Origin of the sequence: Streptomyces sp. NPDC050703 (genome assembly GCF_040654435.1) — a bacterium.
GTDB lineage: Bacteria > Actinomycetota > Actinomycetes > Streptomycetales > Streptomycetaceae > Streptomyces.
Map to the genome: position 1 here is coordinate 26,644 of NZ_JBFAHX010000030.1, position 21,755 is coordinate 48,398.

The window sequence follows — 21,755 nt, forward strand, 5'->3', positions numbered from 1 at the left end:
TCAGTCCACCGTCACGTAGTCGGGGCCGGAGTAGCGGCCGGTGGCCAGCTTCTGCCGCTGCATCAGCAGATCGTTGAGGAGCGACGAGGCGCCGAAGCGGAACCAGTGGCTGTCCAGCCAGTCGGGCCCCGCCGTCTCGTTGACGAGCACGAGGAACTTCACCGCGTCCTTGGTCGAACGGATGCCGCCGGCGGGCTTCACGCCGATCTGCACCCCGGTCTGCGCGCGGAAGTCGCGGACGGCCTCCAGCATGAGCAGGGTGTTGGCCGGGGTGGCGTTGACGCCGACCTTGCCGGTCGAGGTCTTGATGAAGTCGGCGCCCGCGATCATGCCGATCCAGCTCGCGCGCCGGATGTTGTCGTACGTCGACAGCTCGCCCGTCTCGAAGATGACCTTCAGGCGGGCGGTGCCGCAGGCCTCCTTCACGGCGCGGATCTGCTCGAACACCGTCATGTAGTCACCGGCGAGGAACGCGCCGCGGTCGATGACCATGTCGATCTCGTCGGCGCCCGCGGCAACGGCCTCGCGCACGTCGCCGAGCTTCACGTCGATGGCGGCGCGGCCCGCGGGGAAGGCGGTGGCCACGGAGGCGACCTTCACGCCGCTGTCCCCGACGGCCGCCTTGGCGGTGGCGACCATGTCCGGATAGACGCAGACGGCGGCGGTGCGCGGTGTGCCGCGGTCGGTGGGGTCGGGGTTGACGGCCTTCGCGCCGAGCGCCCGGACCTTGCCGGGGGTGTCGGCGCCTTCGAGGGTCGTCAGGTCGATCATCGAGATGGCCAGGTCGATGGCGTACGCCTTGGCCGTGGTCTTGATCGAACGGGTTCCGAGCGAGGCGGCACGCGCCTCCAGGCCGACCGCGTCGACGCCGGGCAGCCCGTGGAGGAAGCGGCGGAGCGTGCTGTCGGACGCGGTCACGTCAGCGAATGCAGTGGGCATGGTCACGAGCTGAGCATATCTACGCGCGTAGCGGCTGTACAGGGGGCCCTGCCGGCCCCCCCTCACGGCAACACCCCCCTCACGACAACGGCCCCCGGCCCCCGGCACCACCCCTCGCGGCGGTCGCCGCGGGGTGCCCCGTGGTCCGTTCCTCGCGGTGGTCGGTCGCTGCGGGGCCCTGATCTGTTCCTCGCAGTGGTCGCTCTCGGGTGGCCCCGCGTCTGCCCTCTCCCGGCGCTCCGCGCCGGATCTCTCCCACCCACCCGCCCATTACTCCGGGGCTTCGGGGGGATGGGTGGGCCTGGGGGGTCGGACGGAACCCCAGGGGGCTGGGGGGACCTCGGGGGAGGGTGGGCGCGAATTGAAACCTCGGGGGTGGGGTGGGTCTGGGGTGGAACCTCCGGGGTTGGGTGAGCCTGGGGTCGGACGGGACCCCAGGGGGCTGGGGGGATCTCGGGGGAGGGTGGGCACAGATTGAAACCCCGGGGGTCAGGTGGGCCTGGGGCGGAACTTCGGGGGTTGGGTGGGCCTGGGGTGGAACTCCGGGGGTTGGGTGGGACAGGTTGAAACCTCGGGGGTGGGGTGGACCCGGGGCGGAACCTCGGGGGTCGGGTGGGCCTGTGGTGGAACCTCCGGGGTTGGGTGGGCCTGGGGTCGGACGGGACCCCAGGGGCTGGGGGGACTGGGGAGGCGGGCGGTGCTGGGCGGTCGTCGGTGGGCGGGAGCCGATCGGTGCCGCAGACGCGATCCGGCCGGAGGGGACGTGTCGGTATGTCCGCCCGGAGCACGGTACGCATGGCTTCGGAGCCCCGAAGTGACCCGGCGGCCACGCAGGCGATAGCGAGGACGGACATACCGGCGCGGCCCCGCCCCACACCCGGACAGCAGGCGACCGACGGCCCCACGACCGGTCGGTGCTGCCCCAACAGTCACCCGAGCCGGGGCGGCGGCAGCGGCGCGCCCCCGCCCCACACCCGGACAGCAGGCGGCCGACGGCCCCGCGACCGGACGGTGCGGCCCCAACAGTCACCTGAGCTGGGACGGCGGCGGCGCAGCCCCGCCCCACACCCCGACAGCAGGCGACCGACACCCCCACGACCGGACGGTGCGACCCCCACAGTCACCCAAGAAACAAGACGGCGGCGCCGCCGCCCCGCCCCGCACCCGGACAGCAGGCGACCGGCACCCCCGCGACCGGGTGATATCACCCCACAGTCACCCACCACGCCCCCCACCCCCGGCGTCAGGCAGAATCGGGGTATGAGCGACCCTCAGAACCCCGTGGCCGAGCCCGGGTACAAGGACCGTACCTTCCGGTCCCCCGCCGGCATCGCGGGCGGCGCCCTGCTGCTCGCCCTGGGCGCCTGGCTCGGCATCGACGCCGTCATCCGCGGCGAGGGCCGCACCCCGTGGCTCGCGCTCGCCGGACTGCTCGTGGCGGTACCGCTGGTCGTCGCGTTCACCGTGCGCCCCGCCGTGTACGCCAACGACGACCGGCTCCGCGTCCGCAACCCCTTCCGCACCATCACGCTGCCCTGGGCGTCCATCGCGACGCTCCGCTCCGGCTACTCCAACGAGGCACTCACCACGTCCGGCGCCAAGTACCAGCTCTGGGCCATCCCCGTCTCCCTCCGCGGCCGCAAGAAGGCCGCCCGCAGGCAGTCGCAGGCCGCGGCGGCGGGCGACCCGGTGACGGGCGGCCGGCCCTTCCTCGACCCCACGGCCAAGCCCACCCGCTCCGACGGCGACCAGGCCATGGACGAGCTGCGCGAGCTGGCCGAGCGGCAGGCCGACGCCGAGACCGCGCAGGGCGAGCCCACGGTCCGCTGGGCCTACGAGATCGTCGCGCCGAGCATCGTCGGAGCGGTCCTGCTCGCGGTCCTGCTCGCGGTCACCTGACCGATCCCCCACCCGCCGGTCTCACGGCGGCCCGTGCCACCCCAGCAGCATGTGGCCGCCGAACACGGCCGACGCGAGCGCCGCCGCGCCCAGCAGCGTCACGCGTACGTGCGCCCTGGCGCGGGCCAGGGCCACGGCGACCGGCAGCAGCAGCGGGAAAGCGGGCAGCACGAAGCGGGCCCGGGGGAAGTAGACGCCGCTGCTGCCGAGCACGATCGCGAGCAGCAGCCCGCTGAAGACGAGCAGCGGCAGCGGCTGCCGGTCGCCCGCCGACAGGACGAAGAGCACGACCGAGCCGAGCAGGACCACCGTCACCATCGCCACGAACAGCGCCGGCCGCTCGGTGACGAACAGGTCCCGCATCCGCCGCAGCGTCCCGACGCCGCCGTCCCACTCGTTGCGCCACAGCTTCTGTACGGCGAAGTAGCCGTCCCAGCGGCCGAGCCGCAGGCCCACCCAGGCGACGTACGAGAGCCAGCCGAGGGGCGCGACGACGGTGCCGAGGAGCGGTCGTACGGCGAAGGAGCGCCGCAGCGCGAGCAGGCCGGTCAGGGACACCGCCGCGGCCACCGCGACGCCCGTGGGGCGCGTGAGGCCCGCGAGGGCCGCCAGGGAGCCCGCCCACAGCCACCGGCCGCTGAGCACCGCGTACAGCGACCAGGCGCAGAGCGCCGTGAACAGGGACTCCGTGTAGCCCATCCACTGCACCAGGGCCACCGGCAGGCTGCCCCAGAGCACGGCGAGGACGACGCCGGCCCGGCGGCCGTACAGCCGGTCGCCCACCGCGAAGATCCCCCACGCCGCGAGCAGCGAGGCGGCCAGCGACACCGAGAGGCCCGCCGCGCCCCTCGGCAGCCAGGGCAGCAGGGCGTCGCCCGCCCTGACGAGCAGGGGGTAGAGGGGGAAGAAGGCGAGGTTGTTGCCGTCGATGCGGGTGCCGAGCTCGTGGGCGTAGCCGTCGCTCGCGATCCGCAGGTACCAGTCGCAGTCCCAGGATTCCATGAGGAGGTGCCGCGCCCCGCGGTGCTCGCGGTGCGCCCACACGGTGAACACCAGCAGGCCGAGGCCGCGTACCGCCGTGTATCCGGCGAGGGCGGGCCAGGCCCGGCGCAGGGCGCGGACGGCGCGCCACGCCGGGCCGTGCGGTGCGTGGCCGGCGTTCTGCGGGCTTCTCGACGCGGGGACGCGCGACGGGGCGGCGGTCGAGGGCTCGAAGAATCCGTACGGCACGCGGCGGCTCCCGGAACGTGAAAGTGCGCTACCGGTCCTCCCTTCCTGGGGGACCGGCAGCGCACCGGGGCACTGCGGCAGTTGCTCCGGCGGAATCACTCGGAGGGGTGGTCAGCCGGGCTGTGCCGAGCCGGGCCGGGCCGCACTTCGGCCGTGCCTTCGCCTCAGATGCCCGCCGCCGCGGAGAGGTCGCGCTTGATGGCCGTCAGGAGGTCCGTCGCCCGCGTGCGGGCCGCCGGCAGGGCGGACTTCTCCGCCACCGGGACGACCACCTCCAGGTAGCACTTCAGCTTCGGCTCGGTGCCGCTCGGGCGGACGATGACGCGGGCGCCGTCGAGGGTGTAGCGCAGGCCGTCCGTGGGCGGCAGCGTCTCCGTGCCGCGCGTCAGGTCCTCCGCCCGCGTCACGGGCAGCCCCGCCAGCTCCGTCGGCGGCTGCTCACGCAGGCGCCGCATGGCGTCCGTGATCAGCGACAGGTCCTCCACGCGGACCGACAGCTGGTCGGTGGCGTGCAGACCGTGCTCCACGGCCAGGTCGTCGAGCAGGTCGAGGAACGTGCGGCCCTCCTCCTTCAGCTCGGACGCCAGCTCCGTGAGCAGGAGCGCCGCCGTGATGCCGTCCTTGTCGCGTACGCCATCGGGGTCCACGCAGTAGCCGAGCGCCTCTTCGTAGCCGTAGCGCAGGCCGTCGACGCGGGCGATCCACTTGAAGCCCGTCAGCGTCTCCTCGTACGGGAGGTCCGCCTTCGCCGCGATCCTGCCCAGGAGGGAGGAGGAGACGATCGACTCGGCGAACGTGCCGTGTGCGCCGCGCTTGACCAGGTGTGCGGCGAGGAGCGCCCCTACTTCGTCGCCGCGCAGCATCCGCCACTCGGTGCCGTCCTCGACGGCCGCGGCGCAGCGGTCCGCGTCCGGGTCGTTGGCGATGACCAGGTCCGGGGCGGGGCTCGTACGGGCGGCTGTCGCGAAGGCCAGGTCCATCGCGCCCGGCTCCTCCGGGTTCGGGAACGCGACCGTCGGGAAGTCCGGGTCCGGCTCCGCCTGCTCTGCCACCAGGACCGGGGCGGGGAAGCCCGCGCGGTCGAACGCCGCGAGGAGGGTTTCCTTGCCGACGCCGTGCATCGCCGTGTAGACGGCGCGGGCGGTGCGGGGGGACCGGGGGGACAGGACCGCGTCCGTGCGGGCCAGGTAGGCGTTCAGGACGTCGTCGGTGAGCGTCTCCCAGCCGGTGTCCGGGCGCGGGACGTCGTTCAGGCTGCGGATCGCGTCGATCTCCGCGGCGATCTCCGCGTCGGCGGGCGGGACGATCTGGGAGCCGTCGCCCAGGTACACCTTGTAGCCGTTGTCGCGCGGGGGGTTGTGGCTGGCCGTCACCTCTACGCCTGCCGCCGCGCCGAGGTGGCGTATGGCGAAGGCGAGTACGGGGGTGGGGAGGGGGCGGGGGAGTACGGCCGCCCGCAGGCCGGCGCCCGTCATCACGGCGGCGGTGTCGCGGGCGAAGTCGGCGGACTTGTGGCGGGCGTCGTAGCCCACGACGACCAGGCCGTCGGTCTGGCCCTTGGCCTTGAGGTAGGCGGCCAGGCCGGCGGCGGCGCGGATGACGACGGAGCGGTTCATGCGCATGGGGCCTGCGCCGAGTTCGCCCCGGAGGCCGGCGGTGCCGAACTGGAGGGTGCCGGTGAAGCGTGCGGTCAGCTCTTCGGTGTCCTCGGCGTCGATGAGCTTGGCCAGCTCGTCGCGGGTCTCGGGGTCCGGGTCCTCGGCCAGCCAGGCCTTGGCCCGCGCGATGAGTTCGGAGTTGTCCTGCACGTGTCGTCAGCCTTTCGTTGCGGCTTCGCTGTCTGTGGGGCTGGGGCTGGGGGTTGGGGGGCGCGGTCCGGGGATCGTGGGGCTGCGGGCTGCGGGCTGCGGGCTGCGGGCTACGGGCTTGCGGGTTGCGGCTGCGGGTTGCGGGCTGGGTGGTACCGACCGGTTGTGGGGGCGTCGGTCGCCTGCTGTCCGGGTGTGGGGCGGGGCCGCGCCGGTATGTCCGTCCTCGCTATCGCCTGCGTGGCCGCCGGGCCGCTTCGGGTCTCCATAGCCATGCGTACCGTGCTCCGGGCGGACATACCGACACGTCCCCTCCGGCCGGATCGCGTCTGCGGGTCATCCGTCCCTCACCAGGTCCTCCCTCTCGGGTTTCCGCGGGTCCGTGCCGACCGTTCCGGCGGGTTCGTGCCGACCAGTCCCGCGAGTCCGCGCCGACCGCTCCTGCGGGTCCGCGCAGACCATTCCCGCGGGCCCGTGCCGACCAGTCCCGAGAATCCGCACCGACCAGTCCCGAGAATCCGCACCGACCTGCCCGGGAGTCGTGCCGACTGGCCTTCCCAGATCCCGTCCCTTCCGGGCTCCGGTTCGCCTCAACGGCCCTCGGCCGGCCCCCGGTCCACCTACCCGGCTCCCAAGGCCCTGGTACGCCCTTTCGGCTTCCCAAGACCCAGTTCGCCTTTCCGGCCCCCGGGTGGCCCTCCCCGTTCCCAGGTCGTCCCCAGGCCACCGGCCCCTCCCGGGTCCCCCCAGTTCCCCTGGGGGGCATGTTTCCTGGGGGCCCCATCCCCCCGAAGCCCCGGAGTAACGGGTGGGTGGGAGAGATCCGGCGCGGAGCGTCGGGGCGGGGTGGATGCGGGCTGCGGGCCGGCGGCCTTGGTGGGGTCAGATCCGGGTGAGGACCTGGCCGAGGAGCTCGCCCATGCGCGTGGCGCTGTCGCGGCCCGCCTGGAGCACCTCCTCGTGGTTGAGGGGCTCCCCCGTCATGCCCGCGGCAAGGTTCGTGACCAGGGAGATGCCGAGGACCTCCGCCCCGGCCTCGCGCGCGGCGATCGCCTCCAGGACGGTGGACATGCCGACCAGGTCCGCACCGATCGTGCGGGCCATGCGGATCTCCGCCGGAGTCTCGTAGTGCGGGCCGGGGAACTGCGCGTAGACGCCCTCCTCCAGGGAGGGGTCGATCTCCTTGCAGAGCGTCCGCAGCCGCGGCGAGTACAGGTCGGTCAGGTCCACGAAGTTCGCCCCGACGATCGGCGACGTCGCCGTGAGGTTGAGGTGGTCGCTGATCAGTACCGGCTGGCCGGGCCGCATGCCCTCGCGCAGGCCGCCGCAGCCGTTGGTCAGGACGACCGTCTTGCAGCCCGCGGCCACCGCGGTGCGCACGCCGTGCGAGACGGCGGCCACGCCGCGGCCCTCGTAGTAGTGGGTGCGGCCCAGGAAGACCAGCGCCCGCTTCTCACCGATCTTGAGGGAGCGAATGCTGCCGCCGTGGCCCTCGACCGCCGGCGGCGGGAAGCCGGGCAGCTCGGTGACGGGGAACTCCGCCTCCGGCTCGCCCAGCGCGCCGACGGCCGGCGCCCAGCCGGAGCCCATCACGAGGGCGACGTCGTGGGTCTCTGCGCCCGTCAGCTCGCGCAGGCGCGCGGCGGCGGCGTCGGCGGCGGCGTAGGGGTCGCCCTGGATGCTGTCCGGAATAACTGAAGCGTTCACGCCGACGAGAGTAGCCGCTCTCGCCCTACGCGCGTAGATGACGATGCTCACGGGAATCCGATTGTTGTGTTGTCGTTTCCGACGAAGGGCCGGGCGAGGGCCGGGCGAGGGTCCCTCGCGGGGGCCCAGCGGGGCCTAGCAGGGCCGTTTGCGGAGCTCCATCACGTAGTCGTGCGGCGCGCCCGCCGACTCCGCGGCGTCCGCGATCTCGCCGAGGTACCGCGCGGAGGGGAGCCCGCCCTCGTAGCCGTTGAGCACGTACACCCAGGCGGGTTCCTCCGCGTCCAGGGTGTGGACCCGGACGCGCATGCGGCGGTAGATGTCCAGGCCCACGCCCTCCCAGCGGTCCATGGACTCCTCGTCCATGGGCGCGATGTCGTAGAGCGTGACGAAGACCTGCGAGCGGGGCGCCTCCACGATCGTGGCGAGCGCGCCCTCCCACCCCATGTGCTCCCCGCCGAAGGTGAGCCGCCAGCTGTTCAGCCAGCCGGTCGCGCGCAGCGGTGAGTGCGGGGCGCGGCGTGACATGAGCCGCGGATCCAGATTGCCGGCGTACGCGGCGTAGAGCGACATGGTGACGAGGGTACGGCAGCAATCCGGTGCGTCCCTCCCGCAACGTGAGGAGCGCCCGTACGAGGACGCCACACCGGCGACGGGGCCCCGGCGCGTGCGCACCTTGAAGCGTGCGGGACAATGGAGTACGTGACTCGGATCGTGATCATTGGCGGCGGACCCGGCGGCTACGAGGCGGCACTGGTGGCCGCCCAGCTCGGCGCGGAGGTGACCGTCGTCGACTGCGACGGTCTGGGCGGGGCGTCGGTGCTGACCGACTGCGTGCCGTCCAAGACTCTGATCGCGACGGCCGAGGTGATGACGACCTTCGACTCCTCGTACGAGGAGCTGGGGATCATCGTCGCGGACGACACCCCGCACATCGACAGCCCCGCCCGGGTCGTCGGCGTGGACCTGGGGAAGGTCAACCGCCGGGTGAAGCGGCTCGCGCTCGCCCAGTCCCACGACATCACCGCCTCCGTCACCCGGGCCGGCGCGCGCGTGCTGCGCGGTCGCGGACGGCTCGAAGGGCAGCAGGAGGCCGACGGTTCCCGCAAGGTCGTCGTGCGCGCCGGCGACGGCAGCGAGGAGACCCTCGTCGCCGACGCCGTGCTCATCGCGACCGGCGGCCACCCGCGCGAGGTCCCCGACGCCCAGCCCGACGGCGAGCGCATCCTGAACTGGACCCAGGTCTACGACCTCGACGAGCTGCCCGAGGAGCTCATCGTCGTGGGTTCGGGTGTGACCGGCGCCGAGTTCGCCGGCGCCTACCAGGCGCTCGGGTCGAACGTGACCCTGGTGTCGAGCCGTGACCGCGTGCTCCCCGGTGAGGACCCGGACGCCGCGGCCGTGCTGGAAGACGTCTTCCGGCGGCGCGGGATGAACGTGATGTCCCGTTCGCGCGCCGCCTCCGCCAAGCGGGTCGGCGACCGGGTCGAGGTCACGCTCGCCGACGGGCGCGTCATCTCCGGCACGCACTGCCTGATGGCTGTGGGCGCCATCCCGAACAGCAGCGGCATGGGCCTGGAGGAGGCCGGGGTCCGGCTCAGGGACTCGGGGCACATCTGGACCGACAAGGTCTCCCGTACGTCCGCTCCCGGTGTGTACGCCGCCGGTGACGTGACCGGGGTCTTCGCGCTCGCCTCCGTCGCCGCCATGCAGGGGCGCATCGCGATGTACCACTTCCTGGGCGACGCCGTGCAGCCGCTGGACCTGAAGACCGTCTCGTCGAACGTCTTCACCGACCCCGAGATCGCGACCGTCGGCTACAGCCAGGCCGACGTCGACGCGGGCAAGATCGACGCCCGCGTCGTCAAGCTGCCGCTGCTGCGCAATCCGCGCGCGAAGATGCAGGGCATCCGCGACGGATTCGTCAAGATCTTCTGCCGTCCCGGTACGGGCATCGTGGTCGGCGGTGTGGTGGTCGCCCCGCGCGCCTCGGAACTGATCCACCCCATCTCGATCGCGGTCGACAACAATCTGACGGTCGAGCAGATCGCGAACGCCTTCACCGTGTACCCGTCCCTTTCGGGGTCGATCGCCGAGGTGGCGCGGCAGCTGCACACGCGGAAGACGGCCGGCGACAGCTGATCGAACCGGCGGCTTGAAACAACGCGCCGCAGGTCACACACTGTTGCCGACCGGCCGGGCCGCAGGGGCACGGGGAGTGGGCAGCTATACCACCTTCCACGCTGCCGTGCGAACAACTTCTGTAATTCGGCGCATACTGCTGAAAGCAGACGGTCGTTGGGGTTACTGTCAGTTTCGTGTTCGCTGCAGAACGTCGCCAATTGATCCTCGAAATGGTGCGGGCCAACGGAGCGGTATCGCTCCGTGAGCTCGCCCGCGTCGTCCAGACCTCCGAAGTGACCGTACGGCGGGACGTGCGCGCGCTGGAGGCAGAAGGACTCCTCGACCGCAGACATGGCGGTGCGGTATTGCCGGGCGGATTCACGCGGGAGTCCGGCTTTCCGCAGAAATCACATCTCGCGACCGCCGAGAAGACGGCCATCGCCGATCTCGCGGCGGGTCTCGTCGAAGAGGGCGAGGCCATCGTCGTCGGGGCCGGTACGACCACGCAGGAGCTGGCCCGACGGCTCGCGCGGGTCCCCGGCCTCACCGTGGTCACCAACTCCCTGCTGGTGGCCCAGGCGCTGGCCCACGCCAACCGGGTCGAAGTCGTCATGACCGGCGGCACCCTGCGCGGCTCGAACTACGCGCTCGTGGGCAGCGGGGCCGAGCAGTCCCTCCAGGGGCTGCGCGTCTCCCGGGCCTTCCTCTCGGGCAGTGGTCTGACCGCGGAGCGCGGCCTGTCCACGTCCAACATGCTCTCCGCGAGCGTCGACCGCGCACTGGTGCAGGCGGCGGCCGAGGTCGTCGTCCTCGCCGACCACACCAAGCTCGGCACCGACACGATGTTCCAGACGGTGCCGACGGACGTGATCACGCGTCTGGTCACGGACGAACCGCCCGCGCACGACGACCGCGCGGGCACGGAACTGCAGGCCCTGGCCGACCAGGGCGTACAGATCGCGGTCACGGGCGGCTCCGCCGGCCCTGAGGCCGGGCCCGGTGCCGACTCCCTCCCGGCGGGGCGCCAGCCGCGCCGGGACGTGCCCCTGCCGGGTCAGCGGCGCAACCACGGGGCGGGCTCGGGCCAGCAGTTGCGGAGCGCGCTCCTCGGGGAGCAGCCGCCGGGGGAGCGGACCGCGCGCGTCGCGGACATGCGCCGCCGCTGAGCGGAACGGCATCCGCCCCCGCCGAGCGGAACGGCATCCGCCCCCCGCCGAGCGGCACGGGCGGAACCTACGCCGCCGGCCGGTCCTCGGCCCGCAGGCCGCGCAGGGTCAGGGTGAGCAGGCGGTCGGCAAGCTCCGGGTCGTCTGGGGTCTCCTCGGCCGCCAGCGAGATCGCGTTGGTCAGCTGGAGCAGGTCGGAGATGGAGACGTCGGGCCGCACGGACCCCGCCTCCTGCGCGCGGGCGAGCAGCGCCGCGCCCGCCTCGCGCATGGGCCTGCTGCACCGGGCGAGCGCCGAGGTGTCGTCGTGCGACGCCGCCATGAGGGCGCTGGACAGGCCGCGGTACTCACCCGCGTGCGTGACGATGGCGCGCAGCCACGTCACCAGTGCCGAGCAGGGGTGCGGGTCGTCGAGCAGGGCGTGCGAGCGGGCCAGGAGGTCGCGTACGGCGTCCTCCCAGACCGCGCTCATCAGCGCGTGGCGGTTGGGGAAGTGCCGGTAGAGCGTGCCGATGCCGACGCCGGCGCGGCGCGCCACGTCCTCCAGGGACGTCCCGGTGCCGTGCTCGGCGAACGCGGCCCTCGCCTCGCCGAGCAGCCGGTCGTAGTTCCGGCGCGCGTCGGCCCGCTGTGCTCTGGCCTGGGGGCCGATGCTGGCCTGGGGGCCCATGGCTGTCGTCATTCCCCGCACCTCCGGTCGCTCTTGGCGCTATCCAGAATGCCACTGCTCGCGGGGGCGCGGGTGGGGGGTCCTCCGCTGCCGGGGTCCTGGCTCGGTCTGTCACCGGCTGCGCCGGGTTCGTCCTCAAGCGCCGGACGGGCTGGGATTCCCCGCCGGGGGCGCGGGCAGGGGTCCTCCGCTGCCGGGGTCCTGGCTCGGTCTGTCACCGGCTGCGCCGAGTTCGTCCTCAAACGCCGGACGGGCTCACCCGGCCCCCCGGCACCGCGCAGAAACGCGCCCCGGGCCCGGCTGGAGGCCAGCTCGGGGCCGGGGCGCGTCCTGGGACCGCTGTCAGTCCTTGATCTCGCAGATCACCGCGCCGGAGGTGAGGCTCGCGCCGACCTCCGCGGTGAGGCCCTTGATCGTGCCCGAGCGGTGGGCGTTCAGGGGCTGTTCCATCTTCATCGCTTCGAGGACGACGACCAGGTCGCCCTCGTTGACCTCCTGGCCCTCCTCGACCGCGATCTTCACGATCGTGCCCTGCATGGGCGAGGCGAGGGTGTCGCCGGAGGCGGCGGGGCCGGACTTCTTGGCCGCGCGGCGCTTCGGGCGGGCGCCGCCCGCCGCGGCGGTGCGTGCGATCGTCATGCCGAGGGAGGAGGGCAGGGAGACCTCCAGGCGCTTGCCGCCCACCTCGACGACCACCGTCTCGCGGCCCGGCTCCTCGTCGGACTCGGCGTCCGCCGCGGGCGCGGTGAACGGCGGGATCTCGTTGACGAACTCGGTCTCGATCCAGCGGGTGTGGACCGTGAACGGGTCGCTCGAACCGGTCAGCTCCGGCGCGAACGCCGGGTCCTTGACGACCGCGCGGTGGAAGGGGATGGCCGTGGCCATGCCCTCGACGTTGAACTCGGCGAGGGCGCGGGCGGCGCGCTGCAGTGCCTGCTCGCGCGTCGCGCCGGTCACGATCAGCTTGGCCAGGAGGGAGTCCCAGGCCGGGCCGATGACCGAGCCGGACTCGACGCCCGCGTCCAGGCGGACGCCGGGGCCCGACGGCGGCGCGAAGGTGGTGACGGTGCCGGGCGCGGGCAGGAAGTTGCGGCCGGGGTCCTCGCCGTTGATGCGGAACTCGAAGGAGTGGCCGCGCATCGGCGGGTCGTCGTAGCCCAGTTCCTCGCCGTCGGCGATGCGGAACATCTCGCGGACCAGGTCGATGCCGGTGACCTCTTCGGTGACCGGGTGCTCCACCTGGAGACGGGTGTTGACCTCCAGGAAGGAGATCGTGCCGTCGGCGCCGACGAGGAACTCCACGGTGCCCGCGCCGACATAGCCGGCCTCGCGCAGGATCGCCTTGGAGGCGGTGTAGAGCTGTTCGTTCTGCTCGGGCGTCAGGAACGGCGCGGGCGCCTCCTCGACGAGCTTCTGGTGGCGCCGCTGGAGCGAGCAGTCACGGGTGGAGACGACCACGACGTTGCCGTGCTTGTCGGCGAGGCACTGGGTCTCGACGTGCCGCGGCTTGTCGAGGTAGCGCTCCACGAAGCACTCGCCGCGGCCGAAGGCCGCCACGGCCTCGCGCACCGCGGAGTCGTACAGCTCGGGGACCTCTTCGAGGGTGCGGGCGACCTTGAGACCGCGGCCGCCGCCGCCGAAGGCGGCCTTGATCGCGATCGGCAGGCCGTTCTCCTCGGCGAAGGCGACGACCTCGTCGGCCCCGGAGACCGGGTCCGGGGTGCCTGCGACCAGCGGGGCGCCGGCGCGCTGCGCGATGTGCCGCGCGGCGACCTTGTCGCCCAGGTCGCGGATGGCCTGCGGGGGCGGGCCGATCCAGTTCAGGCCCGCGTCGATGACGGCCTGCGCGAAGTCGGCGTTCTCCGAAAGGAAGCCGTAGCCGGGGTGGATCGCGTCCGCCCCCGCGTCCTTGGCCGCGGCCAGCACCTTGGAGATGTCCAGGTAGCTGGTGGCCGGAGTGTCACCGCCCAGCGCGAACGCCTCATCGGCCGCCCGGACGTGCAGAGCGTCCCGGTCGGGGTCTGCGTATACGGCTACGCTCGCGATCCCTGCGTCCCGGCATGCCCGGGCAACGCGGACAGCGATTTCGCCACGGTTGGCGATGAGCACCTTGCGCACGATGGCTCCCTCCTTGAAACAAGCCGAGTTTAGGGACTGTGGACACGGCTGTACGACCCGTCCCCAAGGGTGAGCTTGCCCACACGGAGTGTGATGCGCCGCCCGCTCGGTCCGCGAAAACCCTTGTCCTACCACGGTAGCCAGGGGTACTTGCCGGAAGCGTAGCCCGCGGGTGTGGTCAAGGTCTCTGTGAACCAGTGCTGCGGCAGAGGGGCTTTCTTTGTGGAGTCCCTACGAATGGCCCAATGATTCTTTGCCCGCGACGCGGCTCTTGTCCCGCCCTCTACCAGTGAGTAGCGTGCGCGATGCAGCGGACGTACCAGCGGTAACAGCAGCGTGGAATGGGGTGGGGTGCCGTGGCGCGCAGACCGGTGGCCTGGTTGGGCGCGATCGTCCTCCTCGTGGAGGCGGTCGGCATCGTGCTCCTGAACTGGTTCCTCGGGATGGTCGTCGACAAGCAGGAGATGTCCCTCGCCGGACTCGATCCGCACGCGATGACCGTGTCGACGTGGATCGCCGGCGCCGTCTTCGGCGGCTACCTCGCGCTCTGCGCGTCCGTCCTGGCCCGCGCCGCCGCCCGCGACCGGGCGCCGGGCGGCTTCGGGCGGGTGCTGCTCATCACCTGTGCCGTCGTCCACGGGGTGCTCGGCGCCTTCTGCGTGGGCCTGGTCGGCTGGCCCGCGTTCGCCTTCATGATGGCCGTGCTCGGCCTGATCGTGCTGCCCCTGGTGGCCTACGACAGGGCCGGCCGGGCTACGGCGCCCACAACTGCGTGACGCTGACGCCCAGTTGACCCAGCAGGCGGCGCAGCAGCGGCAGTGAGAGGCCGATGACGTTGCCGTGGTCGCCCTCGATGCCGTCGATGAACGGGGCGGAGCGGCCGTCCAGGGTGAACGCGCCCGCCACGTGCAGCGGTTCGCCGCTCGCCACGTACGCGGCGATCTCCTCGTCGGAGGGCTCGCCGAAGCGGACGACGGTCGACGCCGTCGCCGAGGCGTACGTCCCCGCGGCCGTGTCGCGGACGCAGTGGCCCGTCTGCAGGACGCCCGCGCGTCCGCGCATGGACTTCCAGCGGGCGGTCGCCTCCTCGGCGTCGGCGGGCTTGCCGAGCGCCCGCCCGTCCAGTTCGAGGACGGAGTCGCAGCCGATGACCAGGGCGCCCTTGGCCTCGGGCCGCGCGGCGACCACAGACGCCTTGGCCTCGGCGAGGGCGAGGGCGAGTTCGGCCGGCGTCGGCGCGGTCACCTTGTCCTCGTCGAAGCCGCTGACGATGACCTCGGGGGCGAAGCCCGCCTGCCGCAGCAGACCGAGGCGCGCGGGCGACTGCGAGGCGAGGACGAGACGGCGGGGCTGATCACTCATGCCGTCAGGGTAGTTCCCGCTCAGCGGATGCCGAGCACGAACATCGCCACCACCATGGCGAGGGCGAGGACGCAGCCCGCACGGCGCATCTTCGCCTGCATGTCCCGCATGTCCTTAGGCGGGTCGTTCTCCGGGTCGGACCACAGCATGACGTCGATGGTGCGCCCCGGCCGGGCCGGGGCGCCTGAGTACGCGTACTCAGGTTCCCGGCCGGTCAGCCCGGGAGGAGGGCGAAGGGCTACGAGGGCCAGTAGGTGCGGCCCCACGCGGTGGGGCCCGGCGCCGGGAGCCGGTCCCTGGCGACGCGCGCCGGGTCGGCCCAGGAGTCGGGCGGCACGGGCGCGCCGGACGGCTGGTTCGCCACCGCCGCGGCGCGCGCCTGGACCACCGCGAGTGCGGCGGCCAGCTCCTCAGGGGTCGGGTTGCCCCGAACGACCTTGATCACGAGGGCTCCTTGGGGATCGCGGCTTACAGGGGGATGTTGCCGTGCTTCTTCGGAGGCAGGGATTCCCGCTTCGTGCGCAGCTGACGCAGGCCGCGCACGAGGTGGGAGCGGGTCTCCGACGGCATGACCACGGCGTCGATGTAGCCGCGCTCGGCCGCGGTGTAGGGGTTGAGCAGGGCGTCCTCGTACTCCTGGATGAGCCGCGCGCGGGTCGCCTCCTGGTCGTCGGCCGCGGCGATGGTGCGGCGGTGCAGGACGTTGACCGCGCCCTGCGCGCCCATGACGGCGATCTGCGCGGTCGGCCAGGCGAGGTTCAGGTCGGCGCCCAGGTGCTTGGAGCCCATGACGTCGTACGCGCCGCCGAAGGCCTTGCGGGTGATGACGGTGATGAGCGGGACGGTGGCCTCGGCGTAGGCGAAGATCAGCTTCGCGCCGCGGCGGATGATGCCGGTGTGCTCCTGCTCGACGCCCGGCAGGAAGCCGGGGACGTCCACGAAGGTGACGACCGGCACGTTGAACGCGTCGCAGGTGCGCACGAAGCGCGCGGCCTTCTCGGAGGCGTCGATGTCCAGGCAGCCGGCGAACTGCATCGGCTGGTTGGCGACGATGCCCACCGGGTGGCCCTCCACGCGGCCGAAGCCGGTGATGATGTTCGGCGCGAAGAGCGACTGCGTCTCGAAGAACTCCGTGTCGTCGAGGACGTGCTCGATCACCGTGTGCATGTCGTACGGCTGGTTCGCGCTGTCCGGGATCAGCGTGTCCAGGGCCCGGTCCTCGTCGGTGAGGGCGAGGTCGGCCTCCTCGGGGAACGCGGGCGGCTCGCTGAGGTTGTTCGAGGGCAGGTAGGAGAGGAGCGACTTCACGTACTCGATGGCGTCCTTCTCGTCGCCCGCCATGTGGTGCGCCACGCCCGACGTCGCGTTGTGGGTGCGGGCGCCGCCCAGCTCCTCGAAACCGACGTCCTCACCGGTGACCGTCTTGATCACGTCCGGGCCGGTGATGAACATGTGCGAGGTCTGGTCGACCATGACCGTGAAGTCGGTGATGGCGGGCGAGTAGACCGCGCCGCCCGCGCAGGGGCCGACGACCAGGCTGATCTGCGGGATCACGCCGGACGCGTGGGTGTTGCGGCGGAAGATCTCGCCGTACATGCCGAGGGCCATGACGCCCTCCTGGATGCGGGCGCCGCCGGAGTCGTTGATGCCGATGACCGGGCAGCCGGTCTTCAGGGCGAAGTCCATCACCTTGACGATCTTCTGCCCGAACACCTCGCCGAGCGCGCCGCCGAAGACGGTGAAGTCCTGCGAGAACACCGCGACGGGGCGGCCGTCGACGGTGCCGTAACCGGTCACGACGCCATCGCCGTAGGGCCGGTTCTTCTCCAGGCCGAACTGGGTCGAGCGGTGCTGCGCGAACTCGTCGAACTCGACGAACGAGCCCTCGTCGAGCAGCAGCCCGACCCGCTCACGCGCCGTCAGCTTCCCCTTGGCGTGCTGCTTCTCGACCGCGCGGGCCGACCCCGCGTGCGTCGCCTCCTCGATGCGGCGCTGCAGGTCCGCGAGCTTGCCGGCGGTCGTGTGGATGTCGATCTCGGACATAGGGATGCGGCTCCCTGCCTGCTCAAAGGTGCGTATGGCGGCTTACGGCTGGCTACTGACCCGTAGCGTATCGGCGCGGATACCGTTCGGCAGTGCGGCATTTACCACACCTAGGGTGGCTTGCATGACGCCGCCAGATGCTCAAGACAACCGCTGGTCCGACCTCGACCGCCCGCCCCTGAACACCGCATCCCTGCGGCGCGCGCTCGTGCGCGAGGGAGGTCTGTGGACCTCCCTGGACGTGGTGACCGCCACCGGGTCGACCAACACCGACCTCGCGGCGCGGGCCGACGGCCTCCCCGAGGGAGCGGTGCTCGTCGCCGAGGAGCAGAGCGCGGCCCGCGGACGCCTCGACCGGAAGTGGTCGGCGCCCGCCCGCTCGGGCCTCTTCTTCTCCGTGCTGCTCAAGCCGGCCGAGGTGCCGGTCGAGCGGTGGGGCTGGCTGCCGCTGCTCACCGGCGTGGCCGTCGCCACGGGGCTCTCGCGGGCCGCCGGGGTGGACACCGCACTCAAGTGGCCCAACGACCTCCTGGTCACCGTGGGTGACGCGGAGCGCAAGGCCGGCGGCATCCTCGCCGAGCGGGCGGGGAGCGCGGCCGGCGGCGGCGTGGTCGTCGGCGTCGGCCTCAACGTCACGCTGCGTGCCGACGAGCTGCCGGTGCCGACGGCCGGTTCCCTCGCCCTCGCCGGGGCGCGGGCCACGGACCGCGACCCGCTGCTGCGGGCCGTGCTGCGCTCCCTGGAGCAGTGGTACGGCGACTGGCGCGCGGCGGGCGGCGACCCCGCCGCCTCCCGGCTCCAGGAGGCGTACGCGGCGGGCTGCGCCACGCTCGGCCGCCGGGTGCGGGCGGAGCTGCCGGGCGACCGTTCGATCGTCGGCGAGGCCGTCGCGGTCGACGGCGACGGGCGCCTCGTCCTCGCCACGGAGGAGGGCGTGCAGCAGCCCGTCGGGGCGGGTGACATCGTCCACCTGCGGCCCGCCGGGTGACCGGCGGCAGCGCGCGCCGGGGGGCGGCCGGGCCCCGGGCGCGCCCGGGGAGGGGGGACGGGTCACGGGAGTCGGGAGTGAGCTGCGGCACACCTGCCGTAAAGTTGACGCCGGTCGATACCTGACCGCGGCAGATCGGAAGGGCAGCAGGCGTGACCGTCGACGACACGGGCTCCGGCGCGGGCGCAGAGCGTGGCCCCGACGACGGGCCGGGCGGCGCGGCCGGCGTTCCCGAGGTGCAGGACGAGAACAAGGAAGGCGAGTCCGCCAAGGACCCCCTCGCCCTCCGGCTCGAAGGGCTCATCCTCGGCGCGGACCGCCGCTACACCCCCTTCCAGGCCGCCCGCAGCGCGGGCGTCTCGATGGAGCTCGCGTCCCGCTTCTGGCGGGCCATGGGCTTCCCCGACATCGGCCAGGCCAAGGCGCTGACCGAGGCCGACGTGCTGGCCCTGCGCCGCCTCGCGGGCCTCGTCGAGGCGGGGCTGCTCAGCGAGGCCATGGCGGTGCAGGTGGCCCGGTCCACGGGGCAGACCACCGCGCGGCTCGCGGAGTGGCAGATCGACTCCTTCCTTGAGGGGCTCACGGAGCCGCCCGAGCCCGGCATGACCCGTACGGAAGTCACGTATCCCCTGGTGGAGCTGCTCCTGCCGGAGCTGGAGGAGTTCCTCGTCTACGTCTGGCGCCGCCAGCTCGCCGCCGCCACGGGGCGCGTCGTGCAGGCCGCCGACGACGAGGAGATGGTCGACCGGCGGCTCGCGGTGGGCTTCGCCGACCTCGTCGGCTTCACGCGCCTCACGCGGCGCATGGAGGAGGAGGAGCTGGGCGAGCTGGTCGAGGCCTTCGAGACCACGGCGGCCGACCTCGTCGCCGCGCACGGCGGACGGCTCATCAAGACCCTCGGCGACGAGGTCCTGTACGCCGCCGACGACGCGGGCGTGGCCGCCGAGATCGCCCTGCGGCTCATCGAGACGATGGCGAACGACGAGACCATGCCCGAGCTGCGCGTCGGCATCGCCTTCGGCACGGTCACCACGCGCATGGGCGACGTCTTCGGTACGACGGTGAACCTCGCGAGCCGCCTGACCTCGATAGCGCCCAAGGACGCGGTTCTCGTCGACGGGGCGTTCGCGGAGGAGCTGAAGCGGTCGGGCGACGCGCCCGCCTCCGAGGCGGAGGCGGCAGAGGCCGCGGCCGCCGCCGAGAAGGAGGGCGAGGACCCGCCCTCGTACCGCTTCGCGCTCCAGCCCATGTGGCAGCGGCCCGTGCGCGGTCTCGGCGTGGTCGAGCCGTGGCTGCTCGCACGGCGCGGCTGAGGCTCGCACGGCGCGGCTGAGGAGTCCCTTCCTGCGGCCCGGGCCCCTTCCCCGGCCCGGGTCCCTTCCCGTGGCCCGATTCCCTTCCCCCTGGGCGGGCGCGGCTGACATGATCCTCCGGTAACGGCCGTTAACCGGAGGTTCAGGAGGCGTCATGGGTGACGAGCAGCGGTACGGGGAGCATGTGGCGGTCCGGCGGCACGGCCACGTCGTCGAGCTCGTCCTGGACCGCCCCAAGGCCATGAACGCCGTCTCCTCGGAGATGGCCCGCTCCATCGCCGCCGCCTGCACGGCCCTGGCGGACGACGCGGACGCCCGCGTCGTCGTCGTGACGTCCACGCACGAGCGGGCGTTCTGCGTCGGCGCCGACCTCAAGGAGCGCAACTCCTTCAGCGACGCCGAGCTGCTGCGCCAGCGCCCCACGGCGCGGGCCGCCTACACCGGCGTACTGGACCTGCCCATGCCCACGATCGCCGCCGTGCACGGCTTCGCGCTGGGCGGCGGCTTCGAGCTCGCGCTCTCCTGCGACGTGATCGTCGCCGATCCGACCACGGTCGTCGGACTGCCCGAGGTGTCCGTCGGCGTCATCCCGGGCGGCGGCGGCACGCAGCTCCTGCCGCGCCGGGTCGGCGCCGCCCGCGCCGCCGAGCTGATCTTCTCGGCGCGGCGGGTCGAGGCGCCGGAGGCGCGGGAGTTGGGCCTGGTCGACGTGGTCGCGGAGGAGGGCGGGGCGCGTACGGAGGCGCTCGCGCTCGGCGCCCGCATGGCCGCCAACTCGCCCGTGGGCCTGCGCGCCGCCAAGCGCGCCCTGCGCCTCGGGCACGGCCTCGACCTGCGCACGGGCCTTGAGGTGGAGGACGCGGCATGGCGCACGGTGGCGTTCTCGGGCGACCGGGCGGAGGGTGTCGCGGCGTTCAACGAGAAGCGGAAGCCCACGTGGCCGGGGGAGTGACCCGCGGGGCCCGGTCCCCGCGGCCCGGGGCCCGTCGGCCGCGGCTCGCGATATGTCTCGAAGTTCCACATTGCCGTGAATCTCCTAGCCTAGGGTGATGGGAGAGGACGTGCGGCTGCGAGCCGTGGTGGAGCTGGCGCAGGGGATGGCCGCCGCGCGGACCCCGCGCGAGACCTGGCGGGCGGCGGCCTCGGGCGCCTGCCGCGCGCTGGACGGGAGCTTCGCCGCGCTCTCCCTGTGGGAGCGCGAGCTGGGCAGGCTCCGGGTGCTCGTGAACACGGGCGAACGGAGCGAGGGCGAGGAGGAGTTCCCCGAGTGCGAGGCGTACCCCGTCCACCAGTTCCCGGAGATCGCCGAGTTCCTGCACGAGCGCTGGGCGGGCGGCGGCGAGCCCAACGCCTGGGTCGAGACCGCCGGCGGCCCCGCGGACGGCCGCTTCGCGGGCTACTGCCATCAGCGTGTCACCGCACTGCGCAGGCGGGGCCGCGGCTGCTGTGTGGTCGCGCCGGTCGTGCTGCACGGGCGGGCCTGGGGCGAGCTGTATGTGGCGCGCCCGCTGGGGGCGCCGGTCTTCGGCCGCGCGGACGCGGACTTCGCCACCGTCCTCGCCTCGGTGGTGGCCGCGGGCATCGCGCAGACCGAGCGCCTTGAGGAGGCGCGCAGGCTGGCCTTCACGGACGCGCTGACCGGGCTCGCCAACCGCCGCGCCGTCGATCTGCGCCTCGATGAGGCGGTGGAGCGGCACCGCGCCGAAGGGGCCGAGGTCAGCCTGGTCGTCTGTGACGTGAACGGACTCAAGCGCGTCAACGACACCCTGGGCCACGCGGTCGGCGACCGCCTCCTCGAACGCTTCGGCTCGGTCCTCTCGCTCTGCGGCGCGATGCTCCCCGGCACGCTGGCCGCGCGCCTCGGCGGCGACGAGTTCTGCCTGCTCTCCGTGGGCCCGACCGCCGACGAGGTGGTCAGGGTCGCCGACGAACTGTGCGCGCGGGCGGCCGAGTTGGAGCTCGGCGACGGGGTCGCCTGCGGGGTCGCGTCGACCGGCGACCCGATCGGGCCGGTGCGCTCGGCGCGCCGCCTCTTCCGCCTCGCCGACGCGGCGCAGTACCGAGCGAAGGCGGCGCACGCGGTGAAGCCGGTGGTCGCGGGCCGGGAGGGCGGCGCCGGGGATGACGACCCGGTGCTCAGGCTCGCCGACGCGCCGCCGGCACCGGTCGACGCGGGGGAGCGGCGCACGTTCCGGGGCCGGGAGCAGCCGCCTTCCTGAAGCGGTGCCTCCGGCCGCCGGGCGCGGTGGACGTGCCCCGGCCGCGATCGGTGCTGCGGGGCCTCGCGGTCCTCCGGCTCTTCGCGACGCGGTGGTGGCGGCGCCGCCCGCCGGGCCGTACGCGTTCCTGCTCGGGGTGCTCGGGGCGCTCGGGGCGCTCGGGGCGCTC

General features: G+C 73.2%; 19 protein-coding genes. 8 read left to right on the forward strand and 11 right to left on the reverse strand.

Annotated elements, in window-relative coordinates:
* Positions 1-939 (reverse strand): deoxyribose-phosphate aldolase, encoded by a 939-nt coding sequence (gene deoC, locus AB0I16_RS25115; RefSeq protein WP_103557615.1) that lies wholly within the window; start codon positions 937-939, stop codon positions 1-3.
* Positions 940-2,199: 1,260 nt separating this feature from the next.
* Here deoC and AB0I16_RS25120 point away from each other — a divergent pair.
* A complete protein-coding gene (locus tag AB0I16_RS25120; RefSeq protein ID WP_363251797.1) occupies positions 2,200-2,838 on the forward strand; it encodes a PH domain-containing protein in 639 nt (212 codons plus the stop codon).
* A gap of 21 nt (positions 2,839-2,859) precedes the next feature.
* On the opposite strand, the gene AB0I16_RS25125 is transcribed toward AB0I16_RS25120, so the two are convergent.
* The 4 genes from AB0I16_RS25125 to AB0I16_RS25140 all read right to left on the reverse strand — a co-directional run bounded on the left by AB0I16_RS25125 (position 2,860) and on the right by AB0I16_RS25140 (position 8,156).
* A complete protein-coding gene (locus AB0I16_RS25125) occupies positions 2,860-4,068 on the reverse strand; it encodes a hypothetical protein (protein WP_363251798.1) in 1,209 nt (402 codons plus the stop codon).
* Between the two features lie 164 nt (positions 4,069-4,232).
* Positions 4,233-5,876, reverse strand: a complete 1,644-nt coding sequence (locus AB0I16_RS25130) for a phospho-sugar mutase (protein WP_363251799.1) — start codon at positions 5,874-5,876, stop codon at positions 4,233-4,235.
* 882 nt (positions 5,877-6,758) lie between these two features.
* On the reverse strand, positions 6,759-7,583 hold the full coding sequence (locus AB0I16_RS25135; protein WP_363251800.1) for a purine-nucleoside phosphorylase: 825 nt from the start codon (positions 7,581-7,583) through the stop codon (positions 6,759-6,761).
* 135 nt (positions 7,584-7,718) lie between these two features.
* The gene (locus AB0I16_RS25140; protein ID WP_363251801.1) at positions 7,719-8,156 is read right to left on the reverse strand and encodes a gamma-glutamylcyclotransferase; all 438 of its coding nucleotides are present in this window, start codon (positions 8,154-8,156) and stop codon (positions 7,719-7,721) included.
* A gap of 120 nt (positions 8,157-8,276) precedes the next feature.
* Between AB0I16_RS25140 and AB0I16_RS25145 the strand changes: the two genes are divergently transcribed.
* Both AB0I16_RS25145 and AB0I16_RS25150 read left to right on the forward strand, forming a co-directional pair.
* Positions 8,277-9,725 carry an NAD(P)H-quinone dehydrogenase gene (locus AB0I16_RS25145; RefSeq protein ID WP_363251802.1) on the forward strand — a complete coding sequence of 483 codons (1,449 nt, stop codon included), beginning with the start codon at positions 8,277-8,279 and terminating at the stop codon, positions 9,723-9,725.
* 176 nt (positions 9,726-9,901) lie between these two features.
* The gene (locus AB0I16_RS25150) at positions 9,902-10,873 is read left to right on the forward strand and encodes a DeoR/GlpR family DNA-binding transcription regulator (RefSeq protein ID WP_363251803.1); all 972 of its coding nucleotides are present in this window, start codon (positions 9,902-9,904) and stop codon (positions 10,871-10,873) included.
* 67 nt (positions 10,874-10,940) lie between these two features.
* Here the strand turns inward: AB0I16_RS25150 and AB0I16_RS25155 are convergent, their stop codons facing one another.
* On the reverse strand, positions 10,941-11,555 hold the full coding sequence (locus AB0I16_RS25155; RefSeq protein ID WP_363251804.1) for a TetR/AcrR family transcriptional regulator: 615 nt from the start codon (positions 11,553-11,555) through the stop codon (positions 10,941-10,943).
* Between the two features lie 330 nt (positions 11,556-11,885).
* Positions 11,886-13,661 carry a biotin carboxylase N-terminal domain-containing protein gene (locus AB0I16_RS25160; protein WP_363251805.1) on the reverse strand — a complete coding sequence of 592 codons (1,776 nt, stop codon included), beginning with the start codon at positions 13,659-13,661 and terminating at the stop codon, positions 11,886-11,888.
* Between the two features lie 341 nt (positions 13,662-14,002).
* Here AB0I16_RS25160 and AB0I16_RS25165 point away from each other — a divergent pair, with 341 nt between their 5' ends.
* A complete protein-coding gene (locus AB0I16_RS25165) occupies positions 14,003-14,437 on the forward strand; it encodes a hypothetical protein (RefSeq protein ID WP_363251806.1) in 435 nt (144 codons plus the stop codon).
* On the opposite strand, the gene AB0I16_RS25170 is transcribed toward AB0I16_RS25165, so the two are convergent.
* The 4 genes from AB0I16_RS25170 to AB0I16_RS25185 form a co-directional block, all read right to left on the reverse strand.
* Complete coding sequence (locus tag AB0I16_RS25170; RefSeq protein ID WP_363251807.1) at positions 14,415-15,023, reverse strand: nucleoside triphosphate pyrophosphatase; 609 nt, start codon at positions 15,021-15,023, stop codon at positions 14,415-14,417. The two genes, AB0I16_RS25165 and AB0I16_RS25170, sit on opposite strands and share 23 nt — an antisense overlap.
* A 20-nt stretch (positions 15,024-15,043) precedes the next feature.
* Positions 15,044-15,172: a hypothetical protein gene (locus AB0I16_RS25175; RefSeq protein WP_363251808.1), complete on the reverse strand. Its 129-nt coding sequence runs from the start codon at positions 15,170-15,172 to the stop codon at positions 15,044-15,046.
* Between the two features lie 89 nt (positions 15,173-15,261).
* A complete protein-coding gene (locus AB0I16_RS25180) occupies positions 15,262-15,468 on the reverse strand; it encodes an acyl-CoA carboxylase subunit epsilon (protein WP_363251809.1) in 207 nt (68 codons plus the stop codon).
* 23 nt (positions 15,469-15,491) lie between these two features.
* Entirely contained in the window at positions 15,492-17,066 is a 1,575-nt protein-coding gene (locus tag AB0I16_RS25185) for an acyl-CoA carboxylase subunit beta (protein WP_363251810.1), read from the reverse strand.
* Positions 17,067-17,190: 124 nt separating this feature from the next.
* On the opposite strand from AB0I16_RS25185, the gene AB0I16_RS25190 reads away from it, so the two are divergent.
* The 4 genes from AB0I16_RS25190 (at position 17,191) to AB0I16_RS25205 (ending at position 21,586) form a co-directional block, all read left to right on the forward strand.
* Entirely contained in the window at positions 17,191-18,054 is an 864-nt protein-coding gene (locus AB0I16_RS25190; RefSeq protein ID WP_363251811.1) for a biotin--[acetyl-CoA-carboxylase] ligase, read from the forward strand.
* Positions 18,055-18,290: 236 nt separating this feature from the next.
* The gene (locus AB0I16_RS25195) at positions 18,291-19,367 is read left to right on the forward strand and encodes an adenylate/guanylate cyclase domain-containing protein (RefSeq protein ID WP_363251861.1); all 1,077 of its coding nucleotides are present in this window, start codon (positions 18,291-18,293) and stop codon (positions 19,365-19,367) included.
* 154 nt (positions 19,368-19,521) lie between these two features.
* Positions 19,522-20,319, forward strand: a complete 798-nt coding sequence (locus AB0I16_RS25200) for an enoyl-CoA hydratase-related protein (RefSeq protein WP_363251812.1) — start codon at positions 19,522-19,524, stop codon at positions 20,317-20,319.
* 97 nt (positions 20,320-20,416) lie between these two features.
* Positions 20,417-21,586 (forward strand): diguanylate cyclase, encoded by a 1,170-nt coding sequence (locus AB0I16_RS25205; RefSeq protein ID WP_363251813.1) that lies wholly within the window; start codon positions 20,417-20,419, stop codon positions 21,584-21,586.
* Positions 21,587-21,755: the final 169 nt, after the last annotated feature.